This window comes from Bradyrhizobium sp. UFLA06-06, assembly GCF_054820065.1.
Genome location: NZ_JADFUD010000017.1, coordinates 58,152 through 72,943, shown reverse-complemented (window position 1 = coordinate 72,943; position 14,792 = coordinate 58,152). Strand labels below are relative to the sequence as shown.

Sequence of the window (14,792 nt, the reverse complement as noted above, 5' to 3'; positions counted from 1 at the left end):
GGGGCAACTGAAATGAAGAGCGCCATCGCCGGGCTCGATCCGGCCGCCCACAAGCCGCACGGGTTGCACGATCCGGAGCGGCGATGGCCACAGACCAACTGCTATGTCGATCTGCTGATCGAGGTGATGCATGCGACCGGGAATGACCCGGTCGCGGCGCTCGGCTTCACCGTCGCGCAGGATTTCGAAGGCGACCAGTTCACGTTCTTCAAATTCCCGACGGCCGACCTGCAGCGATTGGCCGGCCTGGATATCCAGGAACTGTCCGTGTTCGATCGCCTGGAGACGCATGTTCTCAATCAGATCGAGCGCGGGCGGCTGCCGCTGGTCGAGGTCGATGCCTTCCATCTGCCCGACACCAAGGGCATCACCTATCGCACCGGCCATTCCAAGACGACGGTCGGCATCAATGTGCTCGTTCCCGGGCGCCGCCACATGGCCTACTTCCACAACGACGGCTACTTTGCGCTGGACGGCGAGGACTACGACGGCATTTTCGGACAGCGCGACGGCGCGCCGGCCGGCGGCCTGCCGCTGTTTCCCTACGCCGAGTTCGTCAAATTCGACGCCACGCGCCCTTCGCGCGATCCGGTCGGTGCCGCTACCGAGATCCTCGCGCAGCATCTGCGGCGGAGGCCGAAGCGCAATCCGCTCGACGCTTACGCGGCCGTGTTCGGCCGCCATGCCGAGGTGCTGGCCGGCCGGTCACCGGAGTATTTTCACGTCTACGCCTTCAACACGTTGCGGCAGGTGGGCGCCAATTTCGAACTCCTCTCCAGTCATCTGGAATGGCTGGGACGGCGCGGCGAGACCAGTCTCGCTGAGGCGATCGAAGCCGCCGCGGCGATCGCCGAGGGCGCCAAGGTCATGCAATTCAAGCTCGCCCGCGCCATGGCCCGGCATCGGTTCGATGGGCTCGCGGACGGCATCGGGCCGATGGCCAAGGCCTGGCAAACGGTGATGGACGCGCTGGACCGTCGTATGACTGATCTCGCCAGTAAGGCAGCATAGGACTGGCTTGCCGGTCATGGGAATGCGTGTGTGCACGGACACTTTTGTGTCGACGACCGAGACGGCCGAGCTCCTGGACAGCGGCTGGCGCATGGTCGTCTCGCCGGCCGGCGCGTGGGCGTCTCCGGCGGCGATCGACGGCAGCGCCGAATGGCTGGAGGCGGCGTGCCCCGGCACGGCCGCAGCTGCGCTGGAAGGGCTTGGCCGCTGGGACCGCAACCATCCCGCTCCGCTGCACGACCAGGACGTCTGGTATCGTCGCCGGCTCGATGCCGCAGGACCCGTCCGTCTTGTATTTGACGGCTTGGCGACGGTCGCGGAGGTCTGGCTCGACGATCGCCTCGTGCTGTCCTCGACCTCGATGTTCGAGCGCCATGATGTGGCTGTGACGCTTGCCGGCGGCGAGCAACTGGTCATCGCATTCCGCAGCCTCAAGCGCCATCTGGAAACCTTGACCGGTCCGCGTGCGCGCTGGAGGCCGCGCATGATCGACGATCAGCGGCTGAGGCTCGTGCGGACCACGCTGATCGGCCATATGCCGGGTTGGTCCCCGGGCTTCGACATCGTCGGACCGTGGCGGCCGATCAAGCTGATCCGCGATACCGATCGTCAAGCCGTGCGCGATGTGCAGATGCGGGCCGACCTCGCCGGCACGACAGGGCATCTTTCGGTCACGGTCACGCTGGTCGAGCCGTTAGACGGCACGCCGGCCATGATCGCCTGTGCGGGCGCTGTCGCCGCGTTGACGGCCGAGACAGTCACGCGGCTGACGGCAAGACTGGATATCGCGAACGTTGCGCCATGGTGGCCGAACAGCCATGGTGAACCGGCGTTGCACGAGGTCGTCCTGACGCTCGGCCCGATGCGAATTGCACTCGGCCGCGTCGGCTTTCGGCATATCGAGATCGATCGTGGCGCCGACGGCCGCGGCTTTCGGCTGGTTGTCAATGGCGTATCCGTCTTTTGCCGCGGCGCGGTGTGGACGCCGTCCGATCCGGTGCGGCTGCCGTCCTCACGCGCGGAAGTCGCGCGCGACCTCGATCTTGCGCGGCGGGCCGGGGTCAACATGCTCAGGGTCGGCGGCACGTTCGTCTATGAGAGCGACGCATTTCACGAGCTTTGCGACGAGATGGGCATCCTGGTCTGGCAGGACCTGATGCTCGCCAATTTCGACTATCCGGCGAAGGACGAAGCCTGGCAGGCGTCGCTCTCGCGCGAGGTCGGGAATCTGCTCGGGCGGCTCAGGCATTCGCCGTCACTCGCCGTTCTGTGCGGTGGCAGCGAGGTGGCGCAGCAGGCGGCGATGATGGGCTTGCCGACGTCGATGGACCCGACGCCCTGGTTCGACAAGGTGGTGCGCCCCATCGCCGAAGTGCGGCGTCCCGACGTGGTGCTTGTGACGTCATCGCCATCCGGCGGCAACCTGCCGTTCACGGCCGATGGCGGGCCGACGCATTATTACGGGGTCGGTGCCTATTGCCGTCCGCTGGATGACGCGCGCCGGGCCGAGGTGCGCTTCGCGAGCGAATGCCTTGCCTTTGCCAATGTGCCTGACAAGGCAACGCTGGATGCGCAACTGCCGGTGCCGCCGGTGCACGATCCGCGCTGGAAGGCGGGTGTACCGCGCGACGTCGGCGCCTCCTGGGACTTCGAGGATGTGCGCGAGCATTATCTGGAAACGCTTTTTTCCGTCGACGCACGCCGGCTGCGCATCGAGAATACCAGTCGCTATCTCGAGCTTTCCCGTGCGGTGACGACCGAGGTGGTGGAGCGCACCATCGACGAATGGCGCAGACCCTGTTCGCTGACGGCCGGAGCGCTGCTGTTCTTCTGGAAGGATTTGCGGCCGGGTGCGGGTTGGGGCGTGGTCGATTCGACCGGCCGGCCGAAACCCGTCTGGCACGGGCTCAGGCGGGCATTTGCCCCGTTGCGGCTGATCCTGAGCGATGAGGGCGTCAACGGGCTGACCGTCCATGCCGTCAACGATACTGCGAAGACCGTCCAGGCGACATTGTCGCTGACCTGTCTGCGGGACGGCGTCACGGCGGTGGTGTCGGCTCGCCGGCCGATCAGCGTGCCGGCGCACGGTGGCCTGTCGCTTTCGGCCTTCTCGGTGCTCGGCGCCTTTTTCGATATCTCCTACGCCTATCGCTTCGGGCCGCCCGGACATGAAGTCACCGTGGCAAGGCTGGAAGACGACGACGGGAAGGTCCTTGCCGAGGCCTTCCATGTGCTGCCGGATGTCATGACCGCGCGGCGCGACGTGGGCCTGACTGTGAGTTTGGTGCGCCGGAAGGACGCGTGGCGGCTGCGGCTCGCCTGCAAACGCGCGGCCTATCACGTCTCCATCCAGGACGATCTGTTCGTTCCAGGGGAGAACAATTTTCACCTGATGCCGGGCACCGAGCGGGAGGTCGGCCTTGACGGTCCGCATGTGGCGACGCCTGGCGGCACAGTGACGGCGCTCAATGCCGATCGCGACATGAGCTACGAGGCGCCCAGAGCAGAAGAATTGGAAGTCGGGCGGACAAATGAGTCCGCCGGGAGCATGACATGAAACCAGTTGTCTTTGCCGATACCATCGGCTGGCTGAACGAAGCGAAGGGAAGGCGGGGTGTCGTCATTGCCGGCGCGCACGGTCATGAGGATCTGTGCAGTCGCCGATTCCTGAAGCTGTTGTCCGACAAGGCGGCCGCGGCGGGCCTGCCTACCCTGTTGTTTGACTATCCCGGCTGCGGCAACGCGGCCGGCGACCACGCGGCGCCGGGCCAGGTGATGGCCTGGACTGCAAGCATCGGCGCTGCGATCGACCGGTTGAAGCGGGATTGCGGCGTCGAGGATGTCATCCTCGCCGGCTTCCGGCTCGGTGCGCTGCTGGCCCCGCTCGCCGCGGTGGGACGCGATGACGTGGCGGGCCTTGCTTTGCTGGCGCCACCGGGTTCCGGCAAAACCTATGTGCGCGAAATCACCGCGATGTCCCGCGTGATCGATGGGACGCTCGCCAACAGCGCCGCAAGCGACGCGACGTTCGCCGAGGGACGCGAGGCCGTCGGCTTCCGGCTTTCGCATGAGACGCTCGCCGATCTGTCGAGGCTGGATTGGCGGCGGGCCGTCGCGGCCCTTCCGCCACTGCCGATGCTTTCGATCGCGAACGGAAAGCCGTTGACAGTCTCTGAAATCCGCGATGGCCGGACTTCGGTCGAAAGCACGACGATCGTGCAGTTCAAGGACTATCATCTGCTCATGTGCGACCCGACCGCGAACCGGATTCCGGCCGACGTTGTCGGTTGCTGGACGGACTGGCTGTCCGATCGGGCCGTCGCCGGCGCGGTTCAGCGCGTCGAATCCTTGCCCGGCCGCGAGGTACTGGAGGGGTCGCACTACACGGAAGAGCCGGTTGTGATCGGGCGGGCGTCATCGATCTGTGGCGTGCTGACCCGGCCGCGTGTCAGCCATGCTGCGGCCGATCCGGTCATCTTCCTCAACTCCGGCGGCGTGCCGCATGTCGGCTGGGCGCGCGGCACGGTCGAGGCGGCGCGCGAGCTGGCGGCCGCCGGCGTGGCGTCGCTGCGCATCGACCTGCCGGGTATCGGCCTGAGCGACGATGCTGCGAGCGATCGTCTGTTCCTCTATGATTCCAGCACCCGCCTTGACGTCGGCGCGGCGATTGACTGGATGCAGCGGGCGGGCTTTGCCAAAGTCGAGCTTGTGGGCACATGCTCGGGCGCCTTCCAGGCCTTTCACACTGCGCGCGCGGACCGCCGCGTCCGCGCCCTGACCATGATCAACCCGCTCTGCTTTGCCTGGAACAGTTCCTACGCGCTGGAGCTGACGGCCTGGAAAGCATACGAAGCCTCCAAGGCGAATCGCGGAAGCCAGCAGCAGATCGGTCCGGCGCAGGGGCCTGCGATGACGACCAAGTCCGCCTGGAAGCTGTCAGTGTCAGATAGCGCCAGGCGGCTGGTGCGGCGCGGATTGGAAGCCGTCAAGTCGACGTTGTCGGCGACGCATCCGTCAGCCCTGCTTGGTCGTAACCGCGTCGAGCGCTGGATGCGCGAGCTTTGCAGTCGCGACGTACGCGTCCTCATGGTCACCTCGGACGGCGATCTCAGCCTGCAGGAGATCGCACGGCATTTTGGTCAGGACGGCAAACGGCTCACAAGCATCCCTGGCGTGTCGCGGTTGACGCTGCCGAACGCCGACCATTCGCTGACGCCTCGTCATGCGCGGCGCGCTGTCGTCGCGCGCCTGATCGACCACCGCGGCGGCAGGCGCGGAGGATCGAGCCGTCCCGATGCCGTGCGGGTCACGGTGCAGCATGCCGAGGTGAAGCCTAAATCGATGGCGCTGTCATGAAACACGGTTTGGCCGCTCCAGCGACGAAGATCAGCGCGGCACCGGATCATGTTTTTCGGCGGCGTCGCGTTCGGCGAAGACCTTGTCGATCAATCCCCATTCGAGCGCCTGCTGCGCGGACATGAAGTGATCGCGATCCAGGGTCCGTTCCACGTCGGCTTCGCTGCGCCCGCAGTGCTGCGCATAGAGCCGGATGATGCGTCGTTTGGTCTCCTGCATTTCGGTGGCATGGATCAGGATGTCGGATGCCTGGCCCTGGAAGCCGCCGAGCGGCTGATGCACGTGGAGGCTCGCATTCGGAAGCGCGGCGCGATGACCGGGCTCGCCGGCCATCAAAAGGAACGACCCCATGGAGCGCGCCGTGCCCATGCACAGCGTGTGCACCGGCGCCTTGATGAACTGCATGGTGTCGTACATCGCAAGCCCGCTGGTGATCACGCCGCCATAGGAGTTGATGTAGAGGTTGATCGGCTTGTGCGGATTCTCGGCCTCGAGGAACAGCAGCTGGGCGCAGACCAGTCCGGACATCGCATCATTGACCTCGCCGTTCAGGAAGATGATGCGCTCGCGCAGGAGCCTGGAATAGATGTCGAAGGAACGTTCGCCGCGGGTCGACTGTTCGACGACCATAGGGACGAGTTGCATCATGTCGCGCATCGGCGACCTCCATTGCTGCAGGTGATGAAGTCTCAACGGGTGTTGAAGTTTGGGATTAAGCCGCGCGCATCAGGCAGCGGTTGTTGCTGTTGGCCGGTTGCGGCTGCTTTGCCCTGATGTCGCAGGCTTGCTGGATGATGCGAAAGCGGGTGCCGCCGGCCTCGTTCGGCTCGATCCGGAAGGTGACATGGCTTTCGCGAAACGGCGGCTCGGACTCGCGCAGCCGGAAGCGCACCTCTTCGCCAGCGATCGATGACAGGGGTTCAGCGTCCGCGAGATCGCAACCCGGGAGCCAGCGTTCGCGCAGGGCTGGAATGGTCACCGCACGCCACACTTTTTCAGGCGGTGCGTCGAGCTCGTATTCGATCACCAGGGCCGCGTCGGCGTCAGGCTCAACCGTGTCGCTCATTGATCCATGTCCTTCAAGAGGTCGGAGAGCGCTTCGATGCGCTTCGGCCAATAGGCGCGGTAGCGGGCGAGCCAGGTCCCGATGCTGGCGATGCCGTCCGGGTCGACCTCATAATTCACGAAGCGGCCCTGCCGCTGCTCGCGCACCAGCCCTGCCGCGCGCAGCACCGCCAGATGCTGCGACATCGCCGGCTGGCTGATCTCAAGTCCGTCTCGCAAGGCGCTGGCGTTCAGGCTGCCGTCGGCCAGCTTCTCAAAGACCTTGCGGCGGGTCGGATCGGCCAGCGCCTTGAAGATATCGGTATCGACCATGCCGACACATAAGCATATACTTATGTGTCGTGCAAGCCTGAACTGTCCCGTGCAGCGTGACGTCGCGGCGCGCGGGTACTTTGCATGGGGTTGTTTTACGAATTCGCCCGCGCAGCGCCCATCTCGTCCCGGCGATACGAGCTCGGCTGCTACTGCAGCGCTTCGCCGTGCTGCGAGATGTCGAGGCCCTCCAGCTCCTGCTGCATCGAGACGCGCAGCGGGACGAAGGCGCTGACCAGCTTGAGCAGCACGAAGGTGACGCCGCCGCACCAGACAAAGGTGGCCGCGACGCCGTAGAGCTGGATCAGCAGCTGCTTCGGATTGCCCTCGAGCAGGCCGGACGTGCCGCCGATCGCGGAGGCCGCGAACACGCCGGCAAGCAGCGTGCCGGTCAGGCCGCCGATGCCGTGCACGCCGAACACGTCGAGCGAGTCGTCATATTTGAAGCGATGCTTCAGCCAGGTGCAGGCCCAGAAGCAGACCAGGCCGGCAATGATGCCGATGATGACGCCGTGCCACGGCGCGACGAAGCCGGATGCCGGGGTGATGGTGCCGAGCCCCGCGACCGCGCCCGAGATCATGCCGAGCACCGACGGCTTGCGGCGCGTCGCCCATTCGATCGCGCCCCAGGTCAGCGCGCCGGCGCAGGCCGCAAGATGGGTGGCGGTGATCGCCATCACCGCGCGCGAATTGGCCGCGAGCGCCGAACCGCCGTTGAAGCCGAACCAGCCGACCCAGAGCAGGCCGGTGCCGACCACCGCGAGCGACAGGTCGAACGGCGAAAGATTGTCATGGCCATAGCCGTGGCGGTTGCCCATCACCTTGGCCGCGACCAGGCCGCTGATACCGGCGGAGAGATGCACGACGAGACCGCCGGCGAAATCCAGCACGCCCGCCGATGCGAGGAAGCCGCCGCCCCACACCCAATGCGCCAGCGGCACATAGGCGAAGATGAACCAGCCGATCGAGAACAGCACATAGGCGGAGAACCGCATGCGGTCGGCGACCGAACCTGCGACCAGCGCCACCGTGATGATCGCGAACGTCATTTGGTACAGCATGAACAGCGCTTCGGGGATGGTCTTCGCCGCCGGATTGATGCTGTCCATGGTGATGCCGGCCAGGAACCAGCGATCGAGCGAGCCGAGCCATGGACCGTCGCCGACGAAGCTCAGCGAATAGCCGAAGGTGACCCAGAGGATCGAGACGAGCGCAACGGCGGTGAGGCTCTGCGCCATCGTCGCCAGCACGTTCTTCTTTCGCACCATGCCGGAGTAGAACAGCGCCAGTCCCGGGATCGTCATCATCAGCACCAGTGCGGTGGCGACGATCATCCAGGCGGTGTCGGCGGCGTTGATGCCGGAGCCGGATGCCGAGTCCTGCGCGAAGGCCGGCATGGCTTGCGCGAACAGGATTGCAGCAGTGATCGGCGCAGCTGATATCGCTGCACGAAGAGCTCGTGCCCCCATCATCATTCCCCGGCGGTGGTCGTTTCGTGGTGCGGATTGTTTGCGTACGCCGGCGTCGTTGCCGGCGGCGATGTCGATAACTCTCAGAGCGCGTCGTTGTCGGTCTCGCCGGTGCGGATGCGCAGCGCGTGGTCGATCGGCGTCACGAAGATCTTGCCGTCGCCGATCTGGCCGGTGCGGGCGTGCTGGGTGATGACGCTGACCGCCTTGTCGGCGAGCTCGGTATCGACGGCGATCTCGATCCGAAGCTTGGGCAGAAAGTTCACGACATATTCGGCGCCGCGATAGATCTCGGTATGACCCTTCTGGCGGCCATAGCCCTTCACCTCGGTCACAGTCATGCCGTGGACGCCGATCGCTGTCAGCGCCTGGCGCACCTCATCGAGCTTGAACGGTTTGATGATCGCGACGACGAGTTTCATGGTTCAGGCCTTCATTCCCTTGAGGTTTTCCGTGCGCGCCCGTCCCCGGAGCGGCATTTGCCGTCCCGCGAGCCGGCACCTGCTGCCTCCCGGAGCGGCAATTTGCCATCCCCGAGCCGGCGTTTCGCGTCCGCCAAATCTGGCAGCTTTCTGGGCAAATGGCATAAAAAAGTTGCAGGTTGAAGCGGAAAACATGCGCAGCGCGTGAGCTCCCTCACTGTACGGATTGGAAACGCTCCGCCACAATGTGGCTTTCCCGCCCCGGCCAGCGCTCTTGCTGGTTCGTTTCGCCTACCGCGCGTCCCTGCGCGCGCCCCGAGGAAACAAGAAATGTCGAACCGAAACTGGTTTTATGCATCCGAAGGCCAGCAAAAGGGCCCCCTGCCTGAAACCCAGCTCCGCGACCTGATCACCCGGGGCATGGTCGGGGCCGACACCCTGGTGTGGACCGAGGGCATGGCCGGCTGGCAGAAGGCCGGGGAGATTCCGGGCCTCGTCCCGAGCGCCGGCGCGCCGGCGGCATTTCCGCAGGCCGGCGGACCGCCGCCGGTGGCGGCGTCCGGAAGCTACAGCGGAGGCACGCTGTCGGCCGACTTCCCGATCTGGGGCCTGTTCGGACGCAGCCTCTTGATGTTCATCGGCCAGATTCTCGTCATCCCGGCGCCGTGGACCGCGACCGGCCTGTACCGCTTTGCGATTCCCTATATCCGCGTGCCGGGCCGCCCGCATTTCGCCTTCACCGGGCAGCCGCTCGACATCTGGTGGGTCTTCATCGTGCTCGGCCTACTGACCTATGCCGGTGCGGCCAACAGCAACATCGTGACGCTGCTCTCGCTGCTGTTGCAGGGCTTCCTGAGCTGGATGATCGTGCGCTGGATCATCGGCCATCTCAGCTCGAGCGGCCAGGACCTGCCGATCTCGTTCAAGGGCAGCCCGGTCGCCTATGTCGGCTGGTACGTGGCGATGGTGGTCTCGGCCATCACCATCATCGGCTGGGCCTGGGTGCTGACCGCCTGGATGCGCTGGATCTGCCGCAACATCGACGGCACACGCCGCGAGGTCAGCTTCAACGCGTCCGGCATCGAGGTGCTGTGGCGAACCATCGTGTTCACGATCGCTTGCGGCTTCCTGATCCCGATTCCGTGGGTGCTGCGCTGGTACGGCAACTGGTTCGTCTCGCAATTCGCGCTGACCGAGCGCGGTGCCTACGCCGGCCAGTAAGCGCGATCTCATCGTGCCGACCGGCTCTGTTCGAGCGTGAGCTCTACGCCTTTCGCTCGCGCACCGAACCTTCTTGCGCGACGGAGGCCACCAAGGTGCCGTCGGGCTTGAAGATCAGGCCGCGCGTCAGGCCGCGGCCTGACTGCGCGCTCGGCGAATCCTGCGCGTAGAGCAGCCATTCGTCGGCGCGGAACGGGCGGTGAAACCACATCGCGTGATCGAGGCTCGCCGGCATCATGCGCTTGTCGAACAGCGTGCGGCCGTAGCGCGCCATCACAGCATCGAGCAGCGAGAAATCCGACGCATAGGCGAGCGCGCACAGATGCAGCGCCGGATCGTCGGGCAGCTTGGCCGCGGTGCGGATCCAGACATGGATGCGGCCGTCGTCGATCTTCTGGCCGAAATAACGGCCGAGCTCGACCGGGCGCAGCTCGATCGGCCGGTCGCTCTCGTAGTAGCGGCGGATGAACTCCGGCATCTCCTTGAACATCGGCTGCTTCGACACCTCCTCCGCGGTCAGCTTCTCCGGCGGCGGTACGTCGGGCATCTTCTCCTGATGATTGAAGTTGCTCTCTTCCTCGGCATGGAACGACACCATGATGGAGAAGATCGCGTTGCCGTGCTGGATCGCGGTGACGCGGCGGGTGGTGTAGCTCTTGCCGTCGCGCAGCCGCTCGACCTGGTAGATGATCGGGATCTGCGGATCGCCGGGCAGGATGAAGTAGCAATGGATCGAGTGCGGCAGGCGACCCTCGACGGTGCGGCAGGCCGCCACCATCGCCTGGCCGATCACCTGGCCGCCGAACACGCGCTGCCAGCTCGTCTTCGGGCTGTTGCCGCGGAACAAATTCACCTCGAGCTGCTCGAGATCGAGGATGGACAGCAGGTCGATCAGGCTCTTGGACATGGATAGGCCCCGGAATGACGATTGGGGCTGTTAGCCGCCCTTGTTTCTAAACTCTGTTTCGCCCAGCTAATATCAGGTAGCAAGTCTCCTTTGATGGCGTAATCGAGTAAGGATCGCATGCCGGCACAGCGAAGTATTGTCATCTGCGGGGGCGCATTTGCAGGGTTGGCGCTGGCGGTGGCGCTGCGCCAGGGGCTTGGGCCGGACATCCCGGTCATCGTGGCCGATCCGGCGCTGAGCCAGCGTCCGAGCCGCGATCCGCGCGCGACCGCGATCGTGGCGGCCTGCCGGCGGCTGTTCGAGACCCTCGGCGTCTGGGGCCAGGTGGCGCCGACCGCGCAGCCGATCACGGATATGGTCGTGACCGACTCCAGGCTGGAGGACGCGACGCGTCCGGTGTTCCTGACCTTCGCCGGCAATGTCGAGCCCGGCGAGCCGTTCGCCCATATGGTCGAGAACCGCTATTTGATCGATGCACTCGCGAGCCGTGCCGAAGCCGAGGGCGTCGAGCTGCGCGCCACCGCGGTGTCGAGCTTCGCGTCGCGCCCCGACGGCATCAGCGTCACGCTGGCCGACGGCACCGTGATCGATGCGAGCCTGCTGGTTGCCGCCGACGGCGCGCGCTCGAAGCTGCGCGAGCGCGCCGGGATTGCGACCCATGGCTGGGACTATAACCAGTCCGGCATCGTGGTCACGGTCGGGCACGAGCGCGAACATCGCGGCCGCGCCGAGGAGCATTTCCTGCCCGCCGGGCCGTTCGCGATCCTGCCGCTGACCGGCAATCGCTCGTCGCTGGTGTGGACCGAGACGCGCAAGGATGCCGCGCGTATCGTCGCCTTGAACGAAGAGCTATTCCACGCCGAGCTCGAGCAGCGCTTCGGCCTGCATCTCGGCGAGATCAAGCCGCTCGACAAGCCGCGCGCGTTTCCGCTCGGCTATTTCGTCGCGCGCTCGTTCATCGCCGAACGGCTGGCGTTGATCGGCGACGCCGCGCATGTGATCCATCCGATCGCGGGGCAGGGCCTCAATATGGGCCTGAAGGACGTCGCTGCGCTCGCCGAGGTCGTGGTCGATGCGGCGCGGCTCGGCATGGACCTCGGCCAGGCCGACGTACTCGAGCGCTACCAGCGCTGGCGGCGCTTCGATACGATGGCGATGGGCGTCGCCACCAACTCGCTGAACTTCCTGTTCTCCAACGAATCGACGCTGCTGCGCACCGTGCGCGACATTGGCCTCGGGCTCGTCGATCGCGCGCCGCCGTTGAAGGAGATGTTCATCCGCCAGGCGGCGGGACTGTCAGGCGAGGTGCCGCGGCTGCTGAAGGGCGAGGCGCTGTAGCGGTTGTGGAGGTTCCGTAGCCCGGATGAAGCGAAGCGAAATCCGGGACCGGCCTTTCAGCGGTGAGACTTCCCCGGATTGCGCTGCGCTTCATCCGGGCTACGCTGACATCAATCGATCTTCCTCGCCTCTTCCGGCAGCATGATCGGGATGCCGTCGCGGATCGGATAGGCGAGCTTGGCCGAGCGCGAGATCAGCTCCTGCCGCGCGGCGTCGAACTCCAGCGGCCCCTTGGTGATCGGGCACACCAGGATTTCGAGCAGTTTTGGGTCGGCGGTGCTATCGAGATGATCGGTCGTGGAATTCATGGGAGTCTCCGGCTCGCCGTGATCTAGCACATCCAAATGTCAGCTGTCAGCGCTTGGCCATCCGCAGCAGCTCGTCGATCGCGGCCTGCTGACGCGGCTTCGGCAGCGCCTGCTCGGACAGCGCGTAGCCGATGAACGCCCAGTAGAAGATCTGCGCGCGGCCGCGCGCCACGTCGTCGTCGAATCCGGCCTGACGGAGCAGGGTTTCGATATAGCCGATCCGGCGCTGGTCGACCTCGAGCACGGCGGCGCGCGCCACGGCATCGGCGGTGGCCCAGCTGCGCACCGCGCGTTCCAGCGCCAGCCGCGCCGAGAAGGCGCGGCGCAGCAACAGCGCCAGCGCGTCGCCGCCTTCCGGAATGGTCTCGAGCTCGGCGATCACCTGTTCGGCCGCGACCTCGCGCCAATGGGTCAGGACCGCCGCGCGGTAGGCGCCGATGTCGGCGAAATGCCAGTAGAAGCTGCCGCGCGAGACGCCCATGGCCTTGGCCAGCGGCTCGGCCTTGAGCGCCGTGAAGCCGCGTCGCGCCAGCGTCTTCAGGCCCTGATCGAGCCAGTCCTTGACCGAGAGCTGTTCCGTCATGGTTCCCCATCCGCGCCGTCCACCATACACAAGTGTATTGACAGGCGCCAGCGGCTGGTATCATATCCATACAGTAGTGTATGGAGGCTTCGCGATGCGTGATCTTCTGCTGCAGGGCGCCGGCATCGTCGCCATTCTGGTCAGCCTGATCCATGGCGTGCTCGGCGAGACCAGGATATTCGCGCGCGCCACCGTCGAGCCGCCGCGGCTGCGGCTCTTGCTTCGCCTGGTCTATCAGGCCGGCACCGTCGCCTGGATCGGCGGCGGCGTGCTGCTGATCGCCGCGCCTGCGATGGCCTCCGACGCCGCGCGGCACTGGATCGTGGCGACGCTCGGCGTCGTGTTCGGCGTCGCGGCGCTCGCCAACGCGGTGGCGACCCGCGGCCGCCACTTCGGCTGGATGGCGATGAGCGCCGTGGTGGCGCTTGCCGCCGCCGGCTACTAGCGAGGCCGATCATGACGACCGATCGCATCAGCCTCAGCATCGCCGATGGCGTCGCGGACGTCAGGCTCAACCGCCCGGACAAGCTCAATGCGCTCGATCCGGCGATGTTCGCCGCGATCGCCGAAATCGGTGCGCGGCTCGCGGACAACCGCAAGCTCCGCGCTGTGGTGCTCTCGGGCGAAGGGCAGGCCTTCTGCGCCGGCCTCGACATGGAGCGTCTGGTCGCAACGACGGAGGACGAATCCATCCTGCCCTTTGCCGATCTCGGCCGGCGGACCCACGGCATTGCGAACTTTGCGCAGCATCTGGTGTGGCTCTGGCGCGAGCTGCCGGTGCCGGTGATCGCCGCCGTCCACGGCATCGCGTTCGGCGGCGGCTTTCAGCTGATGCTCGGTGCCGACATCAGATATCTCGCACCCGGCACACGCCTTGCGATCATCGAGGCCAAATGGGGGTTGGTGCCCGACATGGCCGGCACGCAGCTGATGCGCCATCTCGCGCGCGAGGATGCGGTCCGTGAACTCACCTATACTGCGCGCGTCTTTTCCGCGGACGACGCGCTCGGGTACGGCTTCGCCACCCGGATCGTCGAACAGCCGCGCGAGGCCGCGCTGGAGACGGCGCGCGCGATCGCGGACCGCAGCCCGGATGCGATCCGCGCCGCCAAGCGGTTGCTCAATCGTGCAGCCGATCGCGATGCGGCGACCGGACTTGCAGCCGAAACCGCCGAACAGGCGCTTCTGCTCGGCTCGCCCAATCACATCGAGGCCGTCAGGGCGAATCTCGAGCGGCGGCCTCCGAAATGGAGTTTTACATGACGACTGGCCCGGGCTTCGATCTCGAACGTCTCGTTGCGACCAATGCGTCGGCCGCCTTCAATCGGCTTGCCGGCTTCGAGGTCGTCTCCGCCGGAACCGGCACGGTGGAACTACGGATGCCGTGGCGCGACGATCTCACCCAATATGCGGGACACCTGCATGCCGGAATGATCGCGGCGCTGCTCGACACCGCCTGCGGCTTTGCCGCGGCGTCTATCGTGGGTTCCGTCACCGCATCGCATTTCTCGATGAATTGCCTGAAGCCCGCGCTGGGCCGCTGCTTCATCGCGAAAGGCACCACATTGCGTGCCGGACGCAGGCAGGTCTTCGCGCGCGCGGAACTTTTTGCGGAGAACGAGCAGGGTGAGACCTCGCTGGTTGCAACAGGTGAAACCGTACTCGTTCCGCTGGCAGGCTAAGCCGCGCGGATCGCGCATGACTGTGAAATTTATGGAGCCATCAATTTCGGTGCGGAATCGGCTTACGCGCGGATAACCATGCCACTGAAAGTTGCAGAATATTATCGAGAATACAATT

At 65.8% G+C, this 14,792-nt stretch carries 16 protein-coding genes; 8 read left to right on the top strand and 8 right to left on the bottom strand.

All coding sequences use genetic code 11. The features are described from left to right. Nucleotides 1–12: 12 nt before the first annotated feature. The 3 genes from IF803_RS16885 to IF803_RS16875 are packed head-to-tail and all read left to right on the top strand — an operon-like array spanning nt 13 to nt 5,367. Nucleotides 13–1,011 (top strand): DUF1839 family protein, encoded by a 999-nt coding sequence (locus IF803_RS16885; RefSeq protein WP_461192847.1) that lies wholly within the window; start codon nt 13–15, stop codon nt 1,009–1,011. Nucleotides 1,012–1,057: 46 nt separating this feature from the next. Then, complete coding sequence (locus IF803_RS16880) at nt 1,058–3,568, top strand: glycoside hydrolase family 2 protein (protein WP_461192846.1); 2,511 nt, start codon at nt 1,058–1,060, stop codon at nt 3,566–3,568. Next, nucleotides 3,565–5,367 carry an alpha/beta fold hydrolase gene (locus IF803_RS16875; protein ID WP_461192845.1) on the top strand — a complete coding sequence of 601 codons (1,803 nt, stop codon included), beginning with the start codon at nt 3,565–3,567 and terminating at the stop codon, nt 5,365–5,367. The genes IF803_RS16880 and IF803_RS16875 overlap by 4 nt, the downstream gene beginning before the upstream one ends. A 30-nt stretch (nt 5,368–5,397) precedes the next feature. Here the strand turns inward: IF803_RS16875 and IF803_RS16870 are convergent, their stop codons facing one another. From IF803_RS16870 to IF803_RS16850, 5 genes are all read right to left on the bottom strand, one after another. Next, complete coding sequence (locus IF803_RS16870) at nt 5,398–6,024, bottom strand: ATP-dependent Clp protease proteolytic subunit (RefSeq protein ID WP_461192844.1); 627 nt, start codon at nt 6,022–6,024, stop codon at nt 5,398–5,400. 55 nt (nt 6,025–6,079) lie between these two features. Beyond that, on the bottom strand, nt 6,080–6,433 hold the full coding sequence (locus IF803_RS16865) for an SRPBCC family protein (protein ID WP_461192843.1): 354 nt from the start codon (nt 6,431–6,433) through the stop codon (nt 6,080–6,082). Continuing rightward, complete coding sequence (locus tag IF803_RS16860; RefSeq protein WP_411780033.1) at nt 6,430–6,744, bottom strand: ArsR/SmtB family transcription factor; 315 nt, start codon at nt 6,742–6,744, stop codon at nt 6,430–6,432. Before IF803_RS16860 ends, IF803_RS16865 begins: the two co-directional genes overlap by 4 nt. A gap of 149 nt (nt 6,745–6,893) precedes the next feature. Continuing rightward, nucleotides 6,894–8,213: an ammonium transporter gene (locus IF803_RS16855; RefSeq protein ID WP_461192895.1), complete on the bottom strand. Its 1,320-nt coding sequence runs from the start codon at nt 8,211–8,213 to the stop codon at nt 6,894–6,896. An 83-nt stretch (nt 8,214–8,296) separates the two neighbouring features. After that, nucleotides 8,297–8,635, bottom strand: coding sequence for a P-II family nitrogen regulator (locus IF803_RS16850; RefSeq protein ID WP_016841426.1), 339 nt, complete (start codon nt 8,633–8,635; stop codon nt 8,297–8,299). Nucleotides 8,636–8,965: 330 nt separating this feature from the next. Here IF803_RS16850 and IF803_RS16845 point away from each other — a divergent pair, with 330 nt between their 5' ends. Further along, nucleotides 8,966–9,856 carry a DUF4339 domain-containing protein gene (locus IF803_RS16845; RefSeq protein WP_461192842.1) on the top strand — a complete coding sequence of 297 codons (891 nt, stop codon included), beginning with the start codon at nt 8,966–8,968 and terminating at the stop codon, nt 9,854–9,856. 43 nt (nt 9,857–9,899) lie between these two features. Here IF803_RS16845 and tesB read toward each other — a convergent pair whose 3' ends face one another. Continuing rightward, complete coding sequence (gene tesB / locus IF803_RS16840) at nt 9,900–10,763, bottom strand: acyl-CoA thioesterase II (protein ID WP_016841424.1); 864 nt, start codon at nt 10,761–10,763, stop codon at nt 9,900–9,902. Nucleotides 10,764–10,880: 117 nt separating this feature from the next. Between tesB and IF803_RS16835 the strand changes: the two genes are divergently transcribed. Beyond that, entirely contained in the window at nt 10,881–12,101 is a 1,221-nt protein-coding gene (locus IF803_RS16835) for a ubiquinone biosynthesis hydroxylase (RefSeq protein ID WP_461192841.1), read from the top strand. A 110-nt stretch (nt 12,102–12,211) separates the two neighbouring features. On the opposite strand, the gene IF803_RS16830 is transcribed toward IF803_RS16835, so the two are convergent. Continuing rightward, the gene (locus IF803_RS16830; protein ID WP_029080935.1) at nt 12,212–12,409 is read right to left on the bottom strand and encodes a Trm112 family protein; all 198 of its coding nucleotides are present in this window, start codon (nt 12,407–12,409) and stop codon (nt 12,212–12,214) included. Between the two features lie 46 nt (nt 12,410–12,455). After that, a complete protein-coding gene (locus tag IF803_RS16825; protein ID WP_028342028.1) occupies nt 12,456–12,992 on the bottom strand; it encodes a TetR/AcrR family transcriptional regulator in 537 nt (178 codons plus the stop codon). A gap of 94 nt (nt 12,993–13,086) precedes the next feature. Between IF803_RS16825 and IF803_RS16820 the strand changes: the two genes are divergently transcribed. Genes IF803_RS16820 through IF803_RS16810 form a run of 3 tightly spaced genes read left to right on the top strand, consistent with a single transcriptional unit; the run spans nt 13,087 to nt 14,674 of the window. Further along, the gene (locus IF803_RS16820; RefSeq protein WP_411780027.1) at nt 13,087–13,437 is read left to right on the top strand and encodes a hypothetical protein; all 351 of its coding nucleotides are present in this window, start codon (nt 13,087–13,089) and stop codon (nt 13,435–13,437) included. Between the two features lie 11 nt (nt 13,438–13,448). Next, nucleotides 13,449–14,255, top strand: a complete 807-nt coding sequence (locus IF803_RS16815) for a crotonase/enoyl-CoA hydratase family protein (RefSeq protein ID WP_461192840.1) — start codon at nt 13,449–13,451, stop codon at nt 14,253–14,255. Then, nucleotides 14,252–14,674, top strand: a complete 423-nt coding sequence (locus tag IF803_RS16810) for a PaaI family thioesterase (RefSeq protein ID WP_461192839.1) — start codon at nt 14,252–14,254, stop codon at nt 14,672–14,674. Before IF803_RS16815 ends, IF803_RS16810 begins: the two co-directional genes overlap by 4 nt. Nucleotides 14,675–14,792: the final 118 nt, after the last annotated feature.

What these genes read in the sequence shown, in the direction of transcription:
- IF803_RS16885 (WP_461192847.1), top strand. Translation starts at nt 13, where the DNA reads ATGAAGAGCGCCATCGCCGGGCTCGATCCGGCCGCCCACAAGCCGCAC.
- IF803_RS16875 (WP_461192845.1), top strand. Translation starts at nt 3,565, where the DNA reads ATGAAACCAGTTGTCTTTGCCGATACCATCGGCTGGCTGAACGAAGCG.
- IF803_RS16870 (WP_461192844.1), bottom strand. Translation starts at nt 6,024, where the DNA reads ATGCGCGACATGATGCAACTCGTCCCTATGGTCGTCGAACAGTCGACC.
- IF803_RS16865 (WP_461192843.1), bottom strand. Translation starts at nt 6,433, where the DNA reads ATGAGCGACACGGTTGAGCCTGACGCCGACGCGGCCCTGGTGATCGAA.
- IF803_RS16860 (WP_411780033.1), bottom strand. Translation starts at nt 6,744, where the DNA reads ATGGTCGATACCGATATCTTCAAGGCGCTGGCCGATCCGACCCGCCGC.
- IF803_RS16855 (WP_461192895.1), bottom strand. Translation starts at nt 8,213, where the DNA reads ATGGGGGCACGAGCTCTTCGTGCAGCGATATCAGCTGCGCCGATCACT.
- IF803_RS16850 (WP_016841426.1), bottom strand. Translation starts at nt 8,635, where the DNA reads ATGAAACTCGTCGTCGCGATCATCAAACCGTTCAAGCTCGATGAGGTG.
- IF803_RS16845 (WP_461192842.1), top strand. Translation starts at nt 8,966, where the DNA reads ATGTCGAACCGAAACTGGTTTTATGCATCCGAAGGCCAGCAAAAGGGC.
- tesB (WP_016841424.1), bottom strand. Translation starts at nt 10,763, where the DNA reads ATGTCCAAGAGCCTGATCGACCTGCTGTCCATCCTCGATCTCGAGCAG.
- IF803_RS16835 (WP_461192841.1), top strand. Translation starts at nt 10,881, where the DNA reads ATGCCGGCACAGCGAAGTATTGTCATCTGCGGGGGCGCATTTGCAGGG.
- IF803_RS16830 (WP_029080935.1), bottom strand. Translation starts at nt 12,409, where the DNA reads ATGAATTCCACGACCGATCATCTCGATAGCACCGCCGACCCAAAACTG.
- IF803_RS16825 (WP_028342028.1), bottom strand. Translation starts at nt 12,992, where the DNA reads ATGACGGAACAGCTCTCGGTCAAGGACTGGCTCGATCAGGGCCTGAAG.
- IF803_RS16820 (WP_411780027.1), top strand. Translation starts at nt 13,087, where the DNA reads ATGCGTGATCTTCTGCTGCAGGGCGCCGGCATCGTCGCCATTCTGGTC.
- IF803_RS16815 (WP_461192840.1), top strand. Translation starts at nt 13,449, where the DNA reads ATGACGACCGATCGCATCAGCCTCAGCATCGCCGATGGCGTCGCGGAC.
- IF803_RS16810 (WP_461192839.1), top strand. Translation starts at nt 14,252, where the DNA reads ATGACGACTGGCCCGGGCTTCGATCTCGAACGTCTCGTTGCGACCAAT.